This window comes from Rhodococcus sp. APC 3903 (assembly GCF_030407755.1).
GTDB lineage: Bacteria > Actinomycetota > Actinomycetes > Mycobacteriales > Mycobacteriaceae > Rhodococcus_F > Rhodococcus_F erythropolis.
In genome coordinates this window covers 396944-414776 of the sequence record NZ_JASDCV010000002.1, presented here as the reverse complement: position 1 = coordinate 414776, position 17833 = coordinate 396944, and the positions used below count along the sequence as shown (strand labels likewise).

18 protein-coding genes are annotated in these 17833 nt (G+C 61.8%); 5 read left to right on the top strand and 13 right to left on the bottom strand.

Annotated features, from left to right (window positions below):
* Window positions 1–36: 36 nt before the first annotated feature.
* The 3 genes from hisC (at window position 37) to QMA15_RS04340 (ending at window position 3815) form a co-directional block, all read left to right on the top strand.
* Window positions 37–1113: a histidinol-phosphate transaminase gene (gene hisC / locus QMA15_RS04350; RefSeq protein WP_029254256.1), complete on the top strand. Its 1077-nt coding sequence runs from the start codon at window positions 37–39 to the stop codon at window positions 1111–1113.
* Window positions 1114–1213: 100 nt separating this feature from the next.
* A complete protein-coding gene (locus tag QMA15_RS04345) occupies window positions 1214–2908 on the top strand; it encodes a bifunctional UDP-sugar hydrolase/5'-nucleotidase (RefSeq protein ID WP_211918616.1) in 1695 nt (564 codons plus the stop codon).
* 37 nt (window positions 2909–2945) lie between these two features.
* Complete coding sequence (locus QMA15_RS04340; RefSeq protein WP_019746470.1) at window positions 2946–3815, top strand: MYG1 family protein; 870 nt, start codon at window positions 2946–2948, stop codon at window positions 3813–3815.
* Window positions 3816–3835: 20 nt separating this feature from the next.
* Here the strand turns inward: QMA15_RS04340 and QMA15_RS04335 are convergent, their stop codons facing one another.
* Entirely contained in the window at window positions 3836–4819 is a 984-nt protein-coding gene (locus QMA15_RS04335; RefSeq protein ID WP_279162982.1) for an alpha/beta hydrolase family protein, read from the bottom strand.
* A gap of 426 nt (window positions 4820–5245) precedes the next feature.
* On the opposite strand from QMA15_RS04335, the gene QMA15_RS04330 reads away from it, so the two are divergent.
* Both QMA15_RS04330 and QMA15_RS04325 read left to right on the top strand, forming a co-directional pair.
* Complete coding sequence (locus QMA15_RS04330; protein WP_019746468.1) at window positions 5246–5866, top strand: LysE family translocator; 621 nt, start codon at window positions 5246–5248, stop codon at window positions 5864–5866.
* 25 nt (window positions 5867–5891) lie between these two features.
* Window positions 5892–6299, top strand: a complete 408-nt coding sequence (locus QMA15_RS04325) for a DUF4259 domain-containing protein (protein WP_205907279.1) — start codon at window positions 5892–5894, stop codon at window positions 6297–6299.
* Here QMA15_RS04325 and QMA15_RS04320 read toward each other — a convergent pair.
* From QMA15_RS04320 to QMA15_RS04265, 12 genes are all read right to left on the bottom strand, one after another.
* Entirely contained in the window at window positions 6293–7219 is a 927-nt protein-coding gene (locus tag QMA15_RS04320; RefSeq protein ID WP_290283713.1) for a D-isomer specific 2-hydroxyacid dehydrogenase family protein, read from the bottom strand. The genes QMA15_RS04325 and QMA15_RS04320 overlap by 7 nt on opposite strands.
* A gap of 88 nt (window positions 7220–7307) precedes the next feature.
* Entirely contained in the window at window positions 7308–8351 is a 1044-nt protein-coding gene (gene yut / locus QMA15_RS04315; protein ID WP_020905834.1) for an urea transporter, read from the bottom strand.
* Between the two features lie 34 nt (window positions 8352–8385).
* Window positions 8386–9333, bottom strand: coding sequence for an urease accessory protein UreD (locus QMA15_RS04310; protein ID WP_205907278.1), 948 nt, complete (start codon window positions 9331–9333; stop codon window positions 8386–8388).
* Window positions 9330–9971 (bottom strand): urease accessory protein UreG, encoded by a 642-nt coding sequence (ureG, locus tag QMA15_RS04305; RefSeq protein WP_007731713.1) that lies wholly within the window; start codon window positions 9969–9971, stop codon window positions 9330–9332. The genes QMA15_RS04310 and ureG overlap by 4 nt, the downstream gene beginning before the upstream one ends.
* A gap of 10 nt (window positions 9972–9981) precedes the next feature.
* The gene (locus tag QMA15_RS04300) at window positions 9982–10695 is read right to left on the bottom strand and encodes an urease accessory protein UreF (protein WP_029254252.1); all 714 of its coding nucleotides are present in this window, start codon (window positions 10693–10695) and stop codon (window positions 9982–9984) included.
* Window positions 10679–11326 (bottom strand): urease accessory protein UreE, encoded by a 648-nt coding sequence (gene ureE / locus QMA15_RS04295; RefSeq protein WP_007731715.1) that lies wholly within the window; start codon window positions 11324–11326, stop codon window positions 10679–10681. The genes QMA15_RS04300 and ureE overlap by 17 nt, the downstream gene beginning before the upstream one ends.
* Window positions 11327–11335: 9 nt before the next feature.
* Window positions 11336–13054, bottom strand: coding sequence for an urease subunit alpha (locus QMA15_RS04290; RefSeq protein ID WP_003943847.1), 1719 nt, complete (start codon window positions 13052–13054; stop codon window positions 11336–11338).
* Window positions 13055–13089: 35 nt separating this feature from the next.
* Window positions 13090–13527 (bottom strand): urease subunit beta, encoded by a 438-nt coding sequence (locus QMA15_RS04285; protein ID WP_003943812.1) that lies wholly within the window; start codon window positions 13525–13527, stop codon window positions 13090–13092.
* 29 nt (window positions 13528–13556) lie between these two features.
* Window positions 13557–13859: an urease subunit gamma gene (locus tag QMA15_RS04280; protein WP_279162947.1), complete on the bottom strand. Its 303-nt coding sequence runs from the start codon at window positions 13857–13859 to the stop codon at window positions 13557–13559.
* A 51-nt stretch (window positions 13860–13910) separates the two neighbouring features.
* Window positions 13911–15596, bottom strand: coding sequence for an ammonium transporter (locus tag QMA15_RS04275; protein ID WP_007731720.1), 1686 nt, complete (start codon window positions 15594–15596; stop codon window positions 13911–13913).
* A gap of 569 nt (window positions 15597–16165) precedes the next feature.
* Window positions 16166–17161: a squalene cyclase gene (locus tag QMA15_RS04270; protein WP_047888768.1), complete on the bottom strand. Its 996-nt coding sequence runs from the start codon at window positions 17159–17161 to the stop codon at window positions 16166–16168.
* 92 nt (window positions 17162–17253) lie between these two features.
* Window positions 17254–17757 (bottom strand): hypothetical protein, encoded by a 504-nt coding sequence (locus QMA15_RS04265; protein ID WP_223257877.1) that lies wholly within the window; start codon window positions 17755–17757, stop codon window positions 17254–17256.
* Window positions 17758–17833 lie beyond the last annotated feature (76 nt).

The following is a 17833-nucleotide window of genomic DNA, read 5'->3' as shown; positions in this document are numbered from 1 at the left end:
CGCTGCGCACCAAATCGGTGCGCGCATAATCGACTCGTGACCGCACACATTCGCCCTGACCTCGCCTCCATCCCCGCCTACGTTCCCGGACGCAATTTTCCGGGTGCGATCAAGCTGGCGAGCAACGAAACGACCGTAGGGCCGTTGCCCGGTGTGCGTGACGCCGTCGCCGACGCGGTCGCCAATGCCAACCGCTACCCGGACAATGCCGCGGTCGCACTCATCGAGGCGCTGGCCAGCTTCCTGAAAGTCGAGCCGGCCAACGTCGCCGCTGGTTGTGGCTCCGTGACGCTGTGCCAAGAACTCGTGCAGATCACCTGCGATCAGGGTGACGAGGTCATCTACGCGTGGCGGTCGTTCGAGGCGTACCCCGTGGTCACCCAGGTCGGCCATGCCGTCTCGGTCAAGGTTCCGCTGACCGAGGACTTCGGCCACGACCTCGACGCGATGCTGGCCGCGATCACGGATCGCACGCGGTTGATCTTCGTGTGCAACCCCAACAACCCGACCGGCAATGCGTTGTCGAAGGCAGAGCTCGAGAGCTTCCTCGACGCGGTCCCGACGCACGTCGTCGTCGCACTCGACGAGGCGTACTTCGAATACTCACGCTCGGACGCCGACGGCATCGAACTGTTCCGCAGCCGCCCCAACGTGGTTGTTCTGCGCACCTTCTCGAAGGCGTACGGCCTCGCGGGAATCCGCGTGGGTTACGCAGTCGCGGATCCGGAGATCATCGTGGCCCTCGGCAAGGTGCACACCCCGTTCACCGTGAGCGCTGTCGCGCAGGCCGCCGCAATCGCTTCCCTGGCTGCAGCAGACGAACTGCTTGCCCGCACCGAAGGCGTCATCGCCGAGCGGACGCGAGTGCGCAGTGCACTGATCGAAGCCGGGTACACCGTCCCCGAGTCGTCGGCGAACTTCGTCTATCTCCCCCTCGGAGAGCTCTCCCCCGGTTTCGCCGAGGCGAGTACCGAGGCGGGCATTCTGATCCGTCAGTACGGCGTCGAGGGCGTCCGGATGACCATCGGCGATCCACACGAGAACGACGCGTTCCTCGCTTTCGCGAACACCGACGTCGCGAAGCAGGCTGCGGGCATCGGCGTCACCGCGTGACACTCGATACATAACTGTTACGCCGAGGACTGGAATTCGTTTCGGCGGACGGGCACACTCAGGGAGGTTCGAGGCCGGTCCGAGTGAGGGAGCACGACGCATGACGCGACGCATGACACGAACGTGTGCCGTGCTCGCAACAACCCTTCTCGCCACCTCCGCGACCTCCCTGAGTGCCGTCGCCACCGCCGAGTCCCAGGACACGGTGTCGGTACGTCTGTTGGCCTTCAACGATCTGCACGGCAGCCTCCGCCCGCCGGAAGGTGTTCGCAGCGAGATCAGGCAGGCCGACGGCTCGCTCACCCCCGCAGGTGGCGCGGCGTACCTCGCTGCTTACGTGACGCAACTTCGCAGCCAGGCCACCAACTCGCTGCTGTATTCGGTCGGCGACAACTGGGGATCGTCGGCATTGGAATCGGCGATGTTCAACGACGAACCGACGGTCGAACTGCTGAATCGGATGAAGATCGACGCTTCCGCGATAGGCAACCACGAACTGGACAAAGGGCTCGCCGAGTTCCGTCGTATGCAGTCCGGCGGTTGCTCCGCCGTCGACGCGTGCACGTTCAGTCCGTCCTTCGGCGGCGCCAACTTCCCACTGATGGCCGCGAACATGACGTACACCAACGGCACTCCGGCCACGCTGCCCTTCACCGTGAACATGGTCGACGGCATTCCGCTCGGAGTCATCGCGATTTCCCCCGCCAACACGTCGCAGATCGTGACACCGGGCGGGATCGCCGATCTGCAGTTCGGCGACGAGGTCGAAGCGATCAACCGCACCGCCGATGTCCTCGACTTCTTCGGCGTCAAAGCCATCACCGTTCTCCTGCACCGTGGGGACGAACCGGCCGTCGAAGGTGGGCCCAACGACTGCAACGTCGAGTCCGGCCCGGCCCGCGACATCGCCCTTCGTGCCTCACCGAAGGTGGACGTCATCTTCACCGCCGACAGCCACCAGCAGTACAACTGCGAATTCCCTGATCCCGCAGGCAATCCCAGAGTCGTCATGCAGGGCGCTTCGCACGGCCGGATCGTGTCCGTCGCAGACGTCACCATCGACCGCAACACACGCGAGGTCGTTCGCGATCAGACGTCCGCTTTCAATCAGATAGTGACACACGATATTTCGCCGGATCCCGATATTCAGGCTCTCGCCGACCGGGCCTGGGCGGAGGCGTCGGAAAGCGCTCAGCGACCGGTGGGGACCATCACCGCCGATCTGACACGGGACCGCGTCCCCAGCGGTGAATCGACACTCGGCAACCTGGTCGCCGACGCTCAACTCGCGGCCGGATCGACACGAGGCGCTCAACTCGCGTTGACGAACCCCGGCGGCATGCGCGAGGACTTGGACTTCGGCACTTCCGGCCAGGTCACCTACCGCCAGGCCTACGGTGTTCAACCCTTCGGTAACAGCCTCGAGGTGCTCTCCGTCACAGGAGCGGTGTTGAAGGACGCTCTCGAACAGCAATTCCAGATCGACCTCGACGGCACCGCTACCGAGCGCATCCTCTCCCCGTCCGCGGGCTTCACCTACGCCATGGACCGGCGAGCAGCGCCGGGCTCGCGAATCTCGGAAATGCGCTTGAACGGGCAGGACATCGCCCCCGACGGCGTTTACAGCGTCGTGGTGAACAAGTTCCTCGCCGAGGGCGGGGACGGTTTCACCGCACTGAAGAACTCCACCCAGATGACCGGCGCGGGCAACGACCTCGACGCCTTGACTGCCCTGTTCGCAGCCGGGTCCCCGGTCTCGCCGCCTGCCACCGATCGCATCCGCACCGTCGGCTGAATAGGCATCCCCCCGCTCGATTGCCTAGTCTCGACGGGTGATCATCGCGACCCATAACGGCAAGTTCCATGCAGACGACGTCTTCGGCGTATCGCTGCTCAAGCAGCTGTACCCCGACGCCACCGTCGTTCGCAGCCGTGACGAGTCCGTCCTCGACAGTGCGGACATCGTGCTCGACGTCGGCGGTCGCTACAACCCGGCCGAGGGTCGCTTCGACCATCATCAGCGCGATGCCGGCGAGCGCAGCAACGGCATCCTGTACTCCGCTTTCGGTCTGCTCTGGCAGGAATACGGCCTGCAGTTCTGCGAAGGCGACGCCTCCGTTTTCCGCCGAATCGACAGTCGTCTGGTCGAGGGCATCGACGCCGTCGACAACGGCCAGGAGATCTACACCCTCAACGACTACGGCACCAAGCCTTTTGATCTGTCGTCGGTGCTGGACCTGTTCAATCCGATCTCGTCCACCGACGAAGAGTTCGACACCCAGTTCGAGCTGGCCGTGGTTCTCGCAACTCAGGTCTTGATTCGCCTGCGCGCCAAGTACGCCGGCGACGCTGCGGCCGAGCGCGAGTTCACCGAGACCTACGAGAAAGCAACGGACCCGCGCTTCGTCGTGCTGGAACGCTTCGTTCCCCACGGCCGCGCCGCGTCGGCCCAGCCAGAGCTCCTGTTCACGATCTTCCCGAACACCAACGGCGGCTGGTCGATTCAGACGGTCAAGCCCGCTGACTCCAAGTTCGGTTCACGAAAGCTGTTGCCGGAGCCGTGGCGCGGCCTGAACGGCTCCGACCTTGCCGCCGAGACGGGCGTCGACAGTTCGGTCTTCTGCCACAAAGCTGGGTTCATCGCGGCTGCGCAGACCCGTGACGGCGCCCTCCAGTTGCTCGAACTGGCACTGGCCGAGTAGTTCTCAGCTCACAGTCCAGTTCACATTCCCAGGGCGGTCTTCACTGTCGGCCAGGAATCGTGAAGCGCGTCTTGCCAGTACGGCCATGAATGGGTGCCGACGTTTCGATACGCGAACACTGCGGGAATCGACAACTCCCCTAACCTCGCCTCGAACAGTTGCGTGCACGTGTTTGCAAGCGCCTCGAGCGGTCCGCCTTCGATGGCAGTCTGCAGGCCGCCCGGGGTGAAGATGTTGTCGTATTCTCCGGGTGCGCCCGTGCCCGAGGAAACGTAGATCGTCTTCCCTCGCAGCGTTTCAGCGTTGGTGGACGGGTCGTGCTTTTGCCAGTCGGGGTCCGACGCCGGGCCCCACATGTTGGTGGCGTCGCCTGCCTTACTGGCCACGGTGAGCCGCACGGAATCCTGCGAAGACGACTCGGAGTTGTCGAGACAGCCACTGTACGAGGCTAATCCGGTGTAGAGCTTCGGGTGATGTGTGATGAGGTTGGCCGCGCCGAGCGCACCCATGGACACCCCGCCGACCACATTCGTCCCATTTCCGGAAAACGCAGAATCGATCAACGCCGGAAGCTCTTCAGCGAGAAACGATTCCCACTTGTTCACACCGAGGTTCGGATCGTCGTTCTTCCAGTTGGTATAGAAACTGCCGGTACCGCCAACAGGGAGAACGACGTTGACGTTCTTGTCGGCGAAAAACGCTTCGATGTCGGTCTTTTGAGTCCAGGTGCTTTCGGAGTATCCGGATTCCGAACCGGCACTGACGCCGTCGAGTAGGTAGAAGGACGGACGCGAACCGGCACTCGACGCTGGATGCAGAACCTGCACTTGCACCTCGCGCCGCATAGCCGGCGAATCGACGAACACGGCGCTACGAGTGGGCGACAATTGCTCGATGCGATTGATGTGAGCCCCGGTCTGACCTGTCAGATCTACTGGTGGATTTTCGGGCGCCGGTTCGGCATACGCCACTCCGCCCACAACAAGCGCGAGCACGACCAACACAATCCCGACAAACCCAAATCTCCGCATCCGTCAAGCGCCCCCTGAGCATCGCACGACTATCGCTAACCCTCGATTGGACAGGACGAACGTCCCGAGGTCAACCCACTGGTTGGGATTTATTACTCGCGGGTATCCGATGGAGTTGGACAGTTTTCCACCGATGCACACACAGGTGTGGATAACTTCATTCACATCCACTTCCCAGTTGTGCATAACCTGTGGACTAAAGAATGAATTACACCGAAGTCATTCCTTCTACCTGCATCTTTTCGTTTCCCCACAGTGTGCATAACTTTGACGAACATGCCGGGCACGACAGCGGTTTCCGGGCGTGTCCATGCAGTTCACTCCACCGCGCCACTCTTTGTTCACAGGGACGACACCACCGACCGAGAACGCTCCCCACCCCGGCTTCATACTTGGTGCATGCTGACCGCTCTCCTCGCCGCCACAGCTGTGCTCGCCCTACTGACCCTGGTCCCGGGGCCCGACATGGCCGTCGTGACACAGGCTGCTCTCGGCGCCGGCAGATCCGCCGGATTCCGGGTAGCGGCCGGCATCGTCTCGGGCCTTCTGGTGTGGGGTCTGCTGACCGTCCTCGGACTGTCGGCGATCCTGGCCGCGTCGGCGGAGGCGTACACCGTCGTCAAGCTCGCCGGTGCTGCTTACCTGATCTATCTCGGTGTGCGAGCACTGTGGGAGAGCCGGACGTCGCGGATGCAACACAATGCCGACGCTCCACGGTCGCAGAAGGCCGGAACGTGGCAGACGGGCTTCACCACCAACCTGCTCAACCCCAAGATCGCCGTCTTCTACACCGGACTGCTGCCGCAGTTGGTTCCGGTCGGGTGGCCGACGGGACCATCGCTTGCGCTGCTGGTGCTCATCCACGCAGCCATCACCATCGTGTGGCTCAGTGGCTACGTGGTCCTTCTCTCGCGAGCGCGTAGCACCTTCGAGAAGCCCCGAGTGCGACAGGCACTCGAGCGCATAACCGGAACAGTTCTTCTAGGATTCGGAGCGAAGATCGCGCTCGAAGCGCGCTGACACGGCAATCGGAAAAGAGTAGACAGTGGGCGCGTGGGGATCGGGACCGTTCGATAACGACGGTGCAGGGGATTTGATCGCGTCCATCGGACACGGTGACTTCACCTTCGAATCGGTGGAGTGGGCATTCGAGGACGACTACCTCGAGGTGGACGGCGGCCAAATCGCCGTCGCCTTGCTCGAATTGGTGTTGATAGTGCGCGCCGATCGCAAACGCGACCCCGCCGCCCAGGACCTCGATCTCGATTCCTTCACCGCGGCCCTGACCAGCGAACGGCTCACCTGGCTGATCGAGATGGTGGAGCGCACCATCTCCTCGACCGATTCGGAACTGTTCGAACTGTGGGACGAGCAGGGACCGGAAGAGCTCGCCTCGTGGCGCGTTCCCGTCGTGGACGGTCTCGAGGATTTGCGTGTTCTGTCGGTTCAGTAGCCCGCCGACGGATCGATTACCGCAGCAAGGTCCTCACCCGCAGCGAATCGAGCGACGTTGGCGGCCACGTGATCTGCCAGCACACGCGTGAGCGTCGTAGCCGGGTTGGCGACGTGCGGAGTGATGATCGCGTTGGGCAGCTTCCACAACCGGTGCCCGTCCGGCAGCGGCTCGGGGTCGGTGACGTCCAGTGCCGCCCCGCCGATCGAACCAGCTTCGAGAGCATCGACCAGCGCGTCCGTGTCGACCAGGTTGCCGCGTGCAATGTTCACGATCCAGCTCGACTCCGACATCTGGTCCAATTCAGCCTTGCCGACCAGATGCCGCGTCGCGGACGTCGACGGTGCTGCGATCACGAAGTGATCCGCCTGGGACCAGATTTCACCGGTTCGATCGGCCAAGAGCGTTTCGGAGGCACCTTCGACGGGGGTTCCCGAGCGGGTGACGGCGATGACTCTGACCTTGGACGCGGCGAGGTACGGGATCAGCGCACGGCCGATTCCGCCGCAACCGATGATCGCCACTGTCGAGCCCTGCAAGGTGCCCACCCGTGGATCGAACTCTTCTTTTCGCCACGACTGCGCCACCAATTGTTCGGGGAGAGAACGCACTCCGGCGAGGAGGAGCATCATCGTATGTTCGGCCACATTGCCCGCGTAAGCCCCGGCAGCGGACGTCCAGACCCGCTTGTCGTCGATCACGTCGGCATCGAACCATGGCTCGATCCCGGCGAAGGGCAACTGCACCCAACGAACCGAGTCAGGTAGCGACGACGGGAACGTGTCCGGACCATGTACCCAGACCACGCCCTCTGCCTCGGCGAGTGGAACGAGAACCCCACCGACTCCGCGAATTCCGTCGGCAATGTGCGGATCCTCGACGGGGCCGAGATGGATGCGAGGGGCGCTGGAGTCTGTCATTTAGGTGCGTTCCTTCGAGAGTGGCGGGGCGATCGGATCAACTCATCGGTGTGCCCCAGCGTACGGGCGCCTCGCCAATTCGGCCCGTCTAGCCGTTCGCCTTTGCGATCGAATCCTTGCCTTCGGCCGCTCCGCCCTCGATGGTGTCGTGCTGGATGGGAACGAACTTCTTCTTCGGCAGCAGGAACAGCCACGTCGCGAAGACGAACGGGCCCGTTCCGGCCGGCAGGCTGATCGGAGCGAACGCAGACACCAGCGTGCCGTGGATGACAACAGTGACCAACACTCCGAAGACGGTGTAGACGAACACACGCCACGACGGGTTGTAGAACACCGATCCGAGAGCAATTGCCGTCAGCACCGAACTGAGCCCGTAGAGACCATTCCCGATGTCGACGGTGTTGGCGCCCAGCGCCAGTACCGAACCCATCGCTATCGCGGAACCGATGAGCGCGAACAACGCCGCCCAACGCGACGCGACCAGCAGCGCGATCACGAAGATAATGCCGGTGACAGTGTTGTTGATCAGAAAGATCTGGGAGACGTTGCGAAACAGCGTGTCCCACAGGAAGTTGAAAGTGATGTCGGCATGAACCGACGCGTCCCCGATGTGCTGGGGAAACTGGCCGGCGCTGAGGTCCGACGTTTCGATCCGCAGGAACTGGAACGCCGCGAGGAGGAAAAACCAGTTGACGAGGTTGAACGGAAAGGTCAGCGCCGGTACGCCCCAGGTCTTGAAGACATTGGCGACAGCCAGGAACGCGATGGTCGACGCGGCAGCTCCCACCACGAGGTAGATCCACAGCATCACGCCACCGGCAAGGAACGTCGGAAAGGCAGCTCCCACAAGAATTCCGTTGTATCCGTACAGGCCGATACGCATCGAATCGTCGTCGGAGTGCAGCATCATGCCGGTGACGGTGGATACCACCAGACCCACCACGGCACCGATCGCGACGGTGATCGTGTCCGCGGCTATCGCGCCCCAGAAGATACCGACCAGAAACAGCAGGCCCGTCAGCGCATTGCCCTGGAACATCACCTGCCCGGAGCCTTTGAGATTGGTGTCGATGAATCTGAGCACGACGTTCTTGTCCGCGACGTCGTCCCAGGGTTTGGTGATGGTGGTCATCGCACGTCCCTCGATCCATATCCGACGATCCGCGTCATCCCCAGAGCGGGACGGGCGGAATGGTGGTGTCCAGAACTGCCTTTCGCACCAGAGCCCAGAAATCACGAACCTTCGCCTTGACGGGTTCGCTCTCCGGACCGAGGACTTTGAAGATGAGACCGGCGTCGTTCGGTAGCCGACTCGCTCCGGAAACGACCTTGCCGTCACGGCCCGGAACTACCTCTTCGAGAATCGCGTCGGCGTGCTCCTTCGGTGTCAGCAAGATGACATTGCCGAACACGTCGTGGTCACCCATGATTCCGCCGTATCGCACAGGGAAGCGTGCCGGTTCGATCACCAACTTCTCGGTGAAGAGGTTCTTCCCGTCCGGACGCTCCGCCTTGATCATTGTGGAGTACAGGTCGTAGACGAACATCTCTCCGCCGTCGTGGTACTTGCGACCCGACATCACGATCTCCGAGAACAACAGCGTTGCAGTCGGATCCACCGTGATGTCGGTGCGCGCGTAGTACCTCGCGTTGCGGTGTGGGATCGTCACCCCCGGCATCAGTTCGAGATACGAATTCTCCGCGAGCACCACTTTCTGGAGTTGCGACGCGTGATTGGCATCCATCCGGTGAACCTTGGTGGCCGACTGAGTGGTCACGTGCGCGAGAGAACCCGGCTCCATCTCGATGGTCAGGAACAGTCGATCACCTTGCAACACACTGCCGGACGTCGAGATCATGTAGACGCACGGCATGGTCGGCAACGCTTCGTCCCAGTACAGCGCCTGCTGAACCAGCAGCGGTGTCTTGCGGTACATGTCCCGCAGAATCGTCTTGTCGCCGCGGTCGACAAATCGCATCTCGAGAACGCCGGTCTTCCCGACCTTGCCGGCCGGAGCCTGCTTCGGCTGGTCCTGGTACTGGTCGAGTTCCGGGATGGTCGGGATCGGACTCGGGAGCTCCCGCGATGCTCCCGGGACGGGCGGTGCGCTCACGGTGCGCTCGCTCCCACTTCCTCTTCGTCGAAGAGGACTCCGTGCACGATGAGGTCCACCACTTCCTTGATGCCTTCCCCGGTCATGCAATTGGTGAAGACAAACGGCTTGTCTCCCCGCATTCCCTTGGAGTCGCGATCCATGACTCCGAGATCGGCGTTGACGTACGGTGCGAGATCGGTCTTGTTGATGACCAGGATGTCGGACTGCGAGATTCCCGGACCGTTCTTGCGCGGAATCTTGTCGCCTGCGGCCACATCGATGACGTAGATGAAGAAGTCGACGAGAGCCGGGCTGAACGTCAGTGTGAGGTTGTCGCCACCACTTTCGATGAAGACCACGTCGGTGTCTGGGAACGTCTTCTCCATGTCCTCGACGGCCGCGAGGTTCATACTCGGGTCTTCGCGAACGGCGGTGTGCGGACAGGCCCCCGTCTCGACGCCGACGATGCGTTCCTCCACGAGAACACCTTTGAGAGCCTTGCGCACATGCTTGGCATCTTCGGTGGTGACCACGTCGTTGGTGATGATCAGAACGCTGGTGCCCCGCTTGATGAACTCCGGCGTGATCGCCTCGATGAGTGCGGTCTTACCCGAACCCACGGGTCCGCCGATTCCGATGCGCGTTGTCTTCTTCATCGTTCTCCTTCTAGTTCATGAACATTCGGACGTGCGCCTTGACGTGCACCGCAGCCAGAATGTCGATCATCGGGGCGAAATTGGACATGTCGTCGAGTCCGTAATCACGCACTGCGGCGTACTCACGGCCGGCGCTCTGATTGACCTCGAACAGAATCTCCTGTGTCGCAAGGTGATCTACTCGGACGATGCGAAGGGCAGCGCCGAGCAACGTCATCGCGACACCGTACTGATTGACCGTGAAAGCGTCCTCCTCCGGAGAACCCATCTCCGCGAAAGCAATTCCGAGGCCGACGGGGTAGGTACCCGGCGTCTCCCCCGATGCGATCGCGGCCAACCACTTGTTGAACAGGGTCTCACCGGCCAAGCGCCCGCCGAGTTCGGCCAACTTCTTACCCATTCGGGTACTCATCGTGCGTGCTTCTTCGTTGAGCTTGCGTTCGATCACTGCATGATCAGCGGCGAGGATCGCCGAGAAGTCACCGGCGGTCGCGCCCCGGTGCGCTGCGAGTACGGCGATACCGTCGCACGTCGCACCCTGATGGGCGGCCGAGAGCACAAACTCCCGCAGCGACGGACCACCCGTGACAATTCCCTGCGCCACGGCCGATTCCAAACCGTTGGAGAACGAGAAGGAACCGACCGGGAACATGGAATCGGAAAACTGCATCATCCGCATCGCGCGGTTGATGCTGAGCCCGGATCCCTCAGACGAGAGGGTCATGGGTATGCCCCTCGCCCTCACGCGCGGCCGCACCGAACAAACGGCGTGCCTCGTGTGGAGCGATGTAGGGAATGACCTCGGCGCCCGGGATGAAGGTGTACTCGATGCCCTCGAAAGCATGTGTCCGCATCACCGAGCCCATGACCGCCTTGTCGACCGTCAACGGAACGTAGACCTTCATTCCCTTCACCACCGCAGGCCAGTGCTGGTTACCCACGGCATGTCCCAACTCCAAGCACGTCTGAATCATCTTCTCGGGCGTCACGTCGACCAGTGCGCTCAGGTCGATCTCCAACACGTCCTTGAGGTTGATCCTCGCCACGACGACGGTGTTCGCCGGCTCGTCCCACAGCAGAATGTCGCCGTCCTGCAACTGAATACCCCGATCGAGCGAGACGGCCAATTCACGGCCACCGATCGTGGTGCGTCGTAACCGACTCTTCTGCGCTTCCCACTGATCGAGCGACAAGACGTCGACTACCGCATTGTCGAGTCGACCGGCCCACTCCTCGTCGGTCTCCTTCCCGAGCAGCGCGTCGACTCGCGTCGGCTTTCCGCTCGGCGCGGTCATCTCGCCGTGCGTGTGTGGCGTCGCATCGGCGCCGTGCGTGTGTGTGATTGTTCCCGACACAGGAGACCCCTAACTGAAGAAGTAAAGTTGGTTCAAGCGAATGGATTCGGCAGGTTCGACGTATGCGTGGACGCCGTCCGCAGTCACCGCGAAGGTCTCCGGGTCCACCTTGATTTCCGGAGTGGCCGAGTTGCGAACCAGATCACGCTTGGTGACTGTTCTGGTCCCCTCGACAGCAACAACCTGACGTTCGAGACCGAGCCGGTCCTTGATGCCGTCGTCGAGTGCCGCTCGCGAGACGAACGAGACCGAACTCTGCGGCAACGCCTTGCCGAATCCACCGAACATCGGCCGGTAGATCACCGGTTGTGGTGTCGGGAGCGACGCATTCGGATCTCCCATGGCGTGCCAGCTGATCAGACCGTTCTTGATGATCGTCTTCGGCTTCGCACCGAAGAATGCGGGCTCCCAGAGAACAAGATCCGCCATCTTCCCGACACCGATCGACCCGACCACGTGCGAAAGACCGAACGTCAACGCGGGATTGATCGTGACCTTCGCGACGTAACGCAACACGCGGAAGTTGTCGTGCGTCGGCGAATCCTCGGGCAGCTTCCCGCGGGACCGCTTCATGCAGTCCGCTGTTTGGATCGCGCGTAGCCAGTTTTCTCCGACGCGGCCCATCGCCTGCGAGTCACTCGAGAACATCGAGATGACGCCCATGTCCTGCAGTACGTTCTCCGCACCGATCGTCTCGGCGCGAACGCGGGACTCGGCAAACGAAACATCGGAGGGCACTTTGGGATTGAGGTTGTGACAGACCATGATCATGTCGAAGAGCTCGGCCTGAGTGTTGATGCCGTACGGCAGCGTCGGGTTGGTCGACGCCGGAAGTACGTTGTCCTCTCCCGTCACCCGCAGAATGTCGGGTGCGTGACCGCCGCCCGCGCCCTCGCTGTGATAGGTGTGAATGGTACGGCCTTCGAAGGCCGCGATGGTGTCCTCGACGTATCCGGCCTCGTTGAGTGTGTCCGTGTGAATGGCGACCTGAACGTCCATTTCGTCTGCCACCCGCAGAGACTCACGAATTGTGGCCGGGGTTGCGCCCCAGTCCTCGTGGACCTTCAGTCCGGCCGCACCGGCCTTGATCTGTTCGACCAACGACTGATGCCCGGACGAGTTGCCCTTGCCCAGCATGCATACGTTGACCGGCAAACCCTCGTTGGCCTTGAGCATCATCTCCATGTTCCAGATACCGGAAGTGATGGTGGTGCCGTTGGTTCCGTCGGTCGGGCCGATACCACCACCGATCAGCGTCGTCACTCCCCCACTGAGTGCGTGGTACGCCTGTTGTGGTGACACGAGGTGCACGTGCGGATCGATGCCGGCGGCAGTGAGAATCATCTGCTCACCGGAGATCGCGTCGGTCGCCGGACCGGTGGTCAGCCCCGGAGTGACGCCTTCCATCGTGCTGGAGTTTCCCGCCTTGCCCCAGCCGACGATCTTGCCGTCCTTGATTCCCACGTCCGCTTTGACGACCCCGATGGTCGCATCGACGATGACCACGTTGGTGATCACGAGGTCGAGCGCACCGTCGATGCTGCACGACTCCGGATCCTGGCCCATGCCGTCGCGCAGCGTCTTGCCGCCGCCGTAGATCGACTCGTCGCCGATGGTTCGAAGATCTTCCTCGACCTCGATGTACAGGTCGGTGTTGCCGAGCCTGATCTGGTCACCCGTGGTGACCCCGAAAAGGCCCGAATACTCTTGTCTCGAAATGCTTGTCATGGGTGTTGCTCTCCTTCGTCCGCCGTGAACGAGAATCAGTCGGTTTGAGGTTCGGACAGGAAGCCGAGTTCTTCGGCACGCTGGACGGCTCCGGGGAGCCTCGGCCGGTAGGCAGCGTGGGTCGGCGCCCAACCGTCGACAAGTCCGTTGAAGCCTTGAACCCGTTGCTTGCCGCCGAACGGCACCAACGTCACTTCCTTCTCGTCGCCCGGCTCGAATCTGACCGCAGTGCCCGCGGGAATATCGAGGCGCCAGCCGAAGGACTGTTCACGATCGAACGACAACGCGCGATTGACTTCCATGAAGTGATAGTGCGAACCCACCTGGATGGGACGGTCACCGGTATTTCGGACCCGCAGCTTCAAACGCGGACGACCCTCGTTCAGTTCGATCGGCTCGTCCCGCAACACATATCCGCCGACCGGCACTTTCTTCTCGCCGCCGGAATCCTTCTTCGTCGATTTGCTTGCCATCTTGGAGTGCTCCTGACATCTCGGTCGGGCTACTGGATCGGAGAGTGCACGGTGACGAGCCGGCTACCGTCGAGGAACACCGCCTCGACCTGCACACGCGGAATCATCTCCGCGACACCTTCCATCACGTCGTCGACCGTCAAGGCGTGCGATGCGTCGGTCATGACCTCCTCGAGTGTCTTGCCCTCCCGAGCTCCCTCCAGAGCGGCTGCAGTGATGACTGCGACGGACTCCGGATGATTGAGTTTGAGCCCCTTTGCCTTTCGCCTCAGTGCGACATCCGCCAACATGAGAATTGTCAGCTTGTCGAGTTCTCGCGGTGTCAGATGCATTCCGAACGCTCCTTGTCGATCATGCGGTAACTCCCTGTCGTCGAATACATGTCAGCTCCCCTGTTCCGTCGCTTCGGTGAGAGGTTCGGCCGCCTGCTGGACGAAACCGCTCCTCCTGCCGCCCGAGTACTCGTTGATCGCGTCCAGAACCGCCTGGGCATGTTCCGAGGCGACCAGCACCTCGACACGCAACCGCTCCGTGAACACGACGTCGTTGCGTTGCCCGCGAAACTTGAGAGAGGCCGAGTCGCTCGCGGAGACATGCGCTTCCGATACGACTATCGATTCCGCTCCGGCAGCCAGCAGCGCCTCCCGAAGCTTCTCGGACTCGATGGTCTGCAATACCGCCGTGATGAGTTCGTGCTTCGGGGCGCCGAGGTTCGGAACAAGTTTTGCCCCCTCGACCAGGACCCCCGAGTCGAACCCGCTGGTCTGCGGCGCACCACCGGCGTCGACGAATGCGGCGTTGTAGCGGTACGCGTCCATGCCTTGCTGACGACGGTCGATGTCCACCTGGTCTTTCGGAGCCAGCTTGAGACCGATGGTCTTCTCGATGCCCGTGGCGATCAGCCAGGTCACCACGAACGAGAAAGCGATGACGACGATCAACGCCAACGCCTGCTCGCCGAGTAGTCCTGCGCCGCCGCCGAAGAAGAGTCCGTCGCGGCCGATCGAATTGATCGCCTTTTCGCCGAACAAACCGAGAAGGAGTGAACCGAGGATGCCGCCGATGAAGTGGACCGCGATGACGTCGAGCGCGTCGTCGAACTTGAAGATCGACTTGAGCGCGAGCGCGAAGTGGCAGACCAGTCCGGCAAGCGCGCCGATCGCCAACGCGGAGAAGGTGCTGACGAAGCCGGCGCAGGGGGTGACGGTCGCGAGACCGGCTACCGCGCCGGTGATTCCACCGATCGCCGTGGCCTTGCCCTCGGTATACCTTTCGATGACGAGCCAGACGACCATGCCGCCCGCTGCGGCGATGTGAGTGTTCATCAAGGCTTGTGCCGCAACACCATCGGCGGCCAATCCGTCGCCTGCGTTGAATCCGAACCAGCCGAACCACAGGATGCCTGCGCCGATCAACGCCAGAGGCACCGAGTGCGGGACTGCCTCGGCGTTGGGCCATCCCGGACGTTTGCCGACCACCAGCAAGATTGCCAGGGCGGCGGCGCCGGCGGATGCGTGGACGACAATTCCGCCGGCCCAGTCCTGAGCTCCGCGGAGCGCCAACCAGCCTTCGGGATTGAAGAGCCAGTGCGCAATCGGGGGGTAGACGATGATCGACCACAGCACGAGCAGAACGGCCCAGCCCAAGGGCTTGAGCCGGTTTGCGGTCGCACCGGTGATCAGCGCGGGCGTGATGATCGCGAACATCATCTGATAGACCACGAACGCCAGAGTCGGTACCGCGACTGCACCTTCGATCAGGTGGAAGCCCGGGGCGGCGGCAGTGTGTATGTCCTGCAAGCCGAACAATTTGAGGTCACCGAGGAAGCCGGAACCCCAGTCTCCACTGAACGCGAAGCTGTATCCGAACACGACCCAGGTAATCGAGACGAGTCCGAGTGGGACGAGGTTCTGCTGCAACATGACGAGCGCACTGCTACCACGCACCAGACCGGCGTAGAAGAAGGCGAGTCCGGGAACCATGAAGAGAACCAGGCCAGCGGAGATCAGCACCCACGCCGTGTCCCCACTGTCTATCACTGCTTCGGCTAACACCATTTCCATCGACATCGACGACCTCCGAGCATTATTCGGACCTGAACAAAGTCATTGGTTAGAGCAGCAATTCGCGATGTTCCAATTCACTGCGACAGTTACGCTACGCCCCATAGTTGCACCTTCTCAGCAAAATCGGGGGAACATCCGGTTTTCACGTTTAGTAGAGCATTGTTCTGGGAAAAGATGGGACTTTGCCTAAACATTGCGGACGCTCCACAACCTACAATTGCGGGACCAATTCTCACCGAAAGTGGTTTAAGTCTTGCAAAATGGGGAACGTAGCCGCAGGTGAGCGACACTTTCGAAGCAGAAATGCCGTTTCCAGCTCGGGACTTAGCTCCCTAACCAAGACAGCCGCGAGCGCCCTGTTTGATTACCAACGTCGGTGACCCGCCTATCCAATCGGGTAGGTAATTTCACCGAACATCTTCTCACCTGTTCAGATGACTAACCTTCACTGCACTGAGGGCAATCCTGTCGTTAATATGTTCTTCATCCGTACTGGATATTTCGACCGGAAAGTCGAAGATCACCTTTCGATAACCTTTGAAGGTGAAAAAACTCTCGCTGTAACTCTTTTGTTATGCAGAACCTAGAAGGGAGGATTGATCCCACCAGGCGAGCACTCGGATGCCGGACACAGTCAGCCACTTCGACGGCTCTCCCGCCTTTGTGTCGACCTCGAACCACACCCGCCCCGGTTGGCGACCGGCCTGGAGCCACGTCCCATCCGAGGCTCGAGCGACCCGGATCATCTCGATCGCGTCCGCCATTCGCGGATCAGGCTCATTTCCATACGACAACGACGCTTCGCGGAAGTAGTCGGCTGCGTTGAGCACGTTGTAACGCCACCGGAACGGGTACGCAAACCGGCCGACCCAGGGCCCCACCGGTTCGCAGGTCGAGAGTCGCCGGAACAGACCGCGCTGCAACAAGTACTCCTCACCGGATCGCCGAGCCGCGCGCGTCTCATCCGTTCCCCCGGTCGCGATCTCGTACGCGAGAAGCCCTTTGAGTGAATTGAGCGTCGAATGAAACGACGATCGCGTCGAACCTTCGGTCCACTCGCAGTTCCACCCACCATCCGGAAGTTGATGCCGCACAAACCAATTAGCGAGTTCATCAACGCAAACATCGAGCCACACACCGTTTGCCACCGTCCAGGCGTTGATGCAGCAATCGACCTCACCGTCCCAGTACGGCCGGCCCTCGTACTCCCAGCGACAGTTTTCCGCGAGCAGTTCTGCGGTTCGACGCTCCCGCAGAACACCGGCGTCGAGGCCCCACTCACGCAAGGAGTTGAGCGTCCAGGTTGTTGCCGTCCAGGGTTGCGAACTTTGTTCTGCTGCTTCGGGTCCCGCGAAGTCGAATTCTGCCGGGAAGAACGCCCCACCCGCCCATTGGCCGTCTCGGTCCTGCAATGAAAGCAGGCGTGCACCAAATCCTTTGGTAGCGATCGACGCGCGCGTCGCCGCCCACACAGTGGGCGCTTCGTTCAACAGATCGCGCTCCACCTGCCACCGAATCGCTGGATCCGAGTCGAGGAGCCACGCGAGCAAGTCGGTTCGGGGTGCCATCTGGCAATACTATCGAAAGGCGAAGCAGGCCATCCGGTTAACGCATTTCTCGACGTCTGATGCAATGGTGAACTCCGGACCCATTGCGTGGCCTACACCGGGTAATCCAACGCCGCCCGCACCGCCACGATGTCGGCGGCAGCGACCTCCATTGGCTTGTCCCCCAACCGAATCAATGTGCCAGTGGACAACTCCTCTACCACCGCAGATTGGGGCAGCGCGCTGCGATCGAACCTAACTCCGGAATGGAAGTATGTTTCCCATCCCACCTCGACCTCACCTTTCGACCGATTCTGAAGATCTATGTAGTCGCCGATGCTCCACCGAGCTCGATCCGGTTTCCAATGCTTGACGATAACTTTCATGATCGCGTCTCCGATGTCAGGGCCGAGCAGCTGCCGGGTGCTGTCGGTGAGCTGCGTCTCCGTCGGCAACGACACCCGGACACTGTTGGGGGCGCTGGTTTCTAAGCCGCCGACCCTGGAGATGATCCGCCGCGCGGTCCCGTCCTCGGGCGACAAACCGATGCTGTACCCCGGTCCGGGGGTGTCCGAGTATCCCACCTCCTTCGAGCGGGAATGCTCGAAGATTTTCACCAACCCGTCCACACTGAGATCCGCGGGGCCTTTGTCCAGTTTTTTTGGTGTACACCCACGGCAACGCCAACTCCGG

Excerpts from the sequence above, each read along its gene's own strand:
- QMA15_RS04280 (WP_279162947.1), bottom strand. The coding sequence starts at position 13,859 with ATGCATCTGACACCGCGAGAACTCGACAAGCTGACAATTCTCATGTTG.
- QMA15_RS04285 (WP_003943812.1), bottom strand. The coding sequence starts at position 13,527 with ATGGCAAGCAAATCGACGAAGAAGGATTCCGGCGGCGAGAAGAAAGTG.
- QMA15_RS04345 (WP_211918616.1), top strand. The coding sequence starts at position 1,214 with ATGACGCGACGCATGACACGAACGTGTGCCGTGCTCGCAACAACCCTT.
- QMA15_RS04290 (WP_003943847.1), bottom strand. The coding sequence starts at position 13,054 with ATGACAAGCATTTCGAGACAAGAGTATTCGGGCCTTTTCGGGGTCACC.
- QMA15_RS04300 (WP_029254252.1), bottom strand. The coding sequence starts at position 10,695 with ATGACCCTCTCGTCTGAGGGATCCGGGCTCAGCATCAACCGCGCGATG.
- yut (WP_020905834.1), bottom strand. The coding sequence starts at position 8,351 with ATGACCACCATCACCAAACCCTGGGACGACGTCGCGGACAAGAACGTC.
- ureG (WP_007731713.1), bottom strand. The coding sequence starts at position 9,971 with ATGAAGAAGACAACGCGCATCGGAATCGGCGGACCCGTGGGTTCGGGT.
- QMA15_RS04330 (WP_019746468.1), top strand. The coding sequence starts at position 5,246 with ATGCTGACCGCTCTCCTCGCCGCCACAGCTGTGCTCGCCCTACTGACC.
- QMA15_RS04275 (WP_007731720.1), bottom strand. The coding sequence starts at position 15,596 with ATGTCGATGGAAATGGTGTTAGCCGAAGCAGTGATAGACAGTGGGGAC.
- QMA15_RS04320 (WP_290283713.1), bottom strand. The coding sequence starts at position 7,219 with ATGACAGACTCCAGCGCCCCTCGCATCCATCTCGGCCCCGTCGAGGAT.
- QMA15_RS04270 (WP_047888768.1), bottom strand. The coding sequence starts at position 17,161 with ATGGCACCCCGAACCGACTTGCTCGCGTGGCTCCTCGACTCGGATCCA.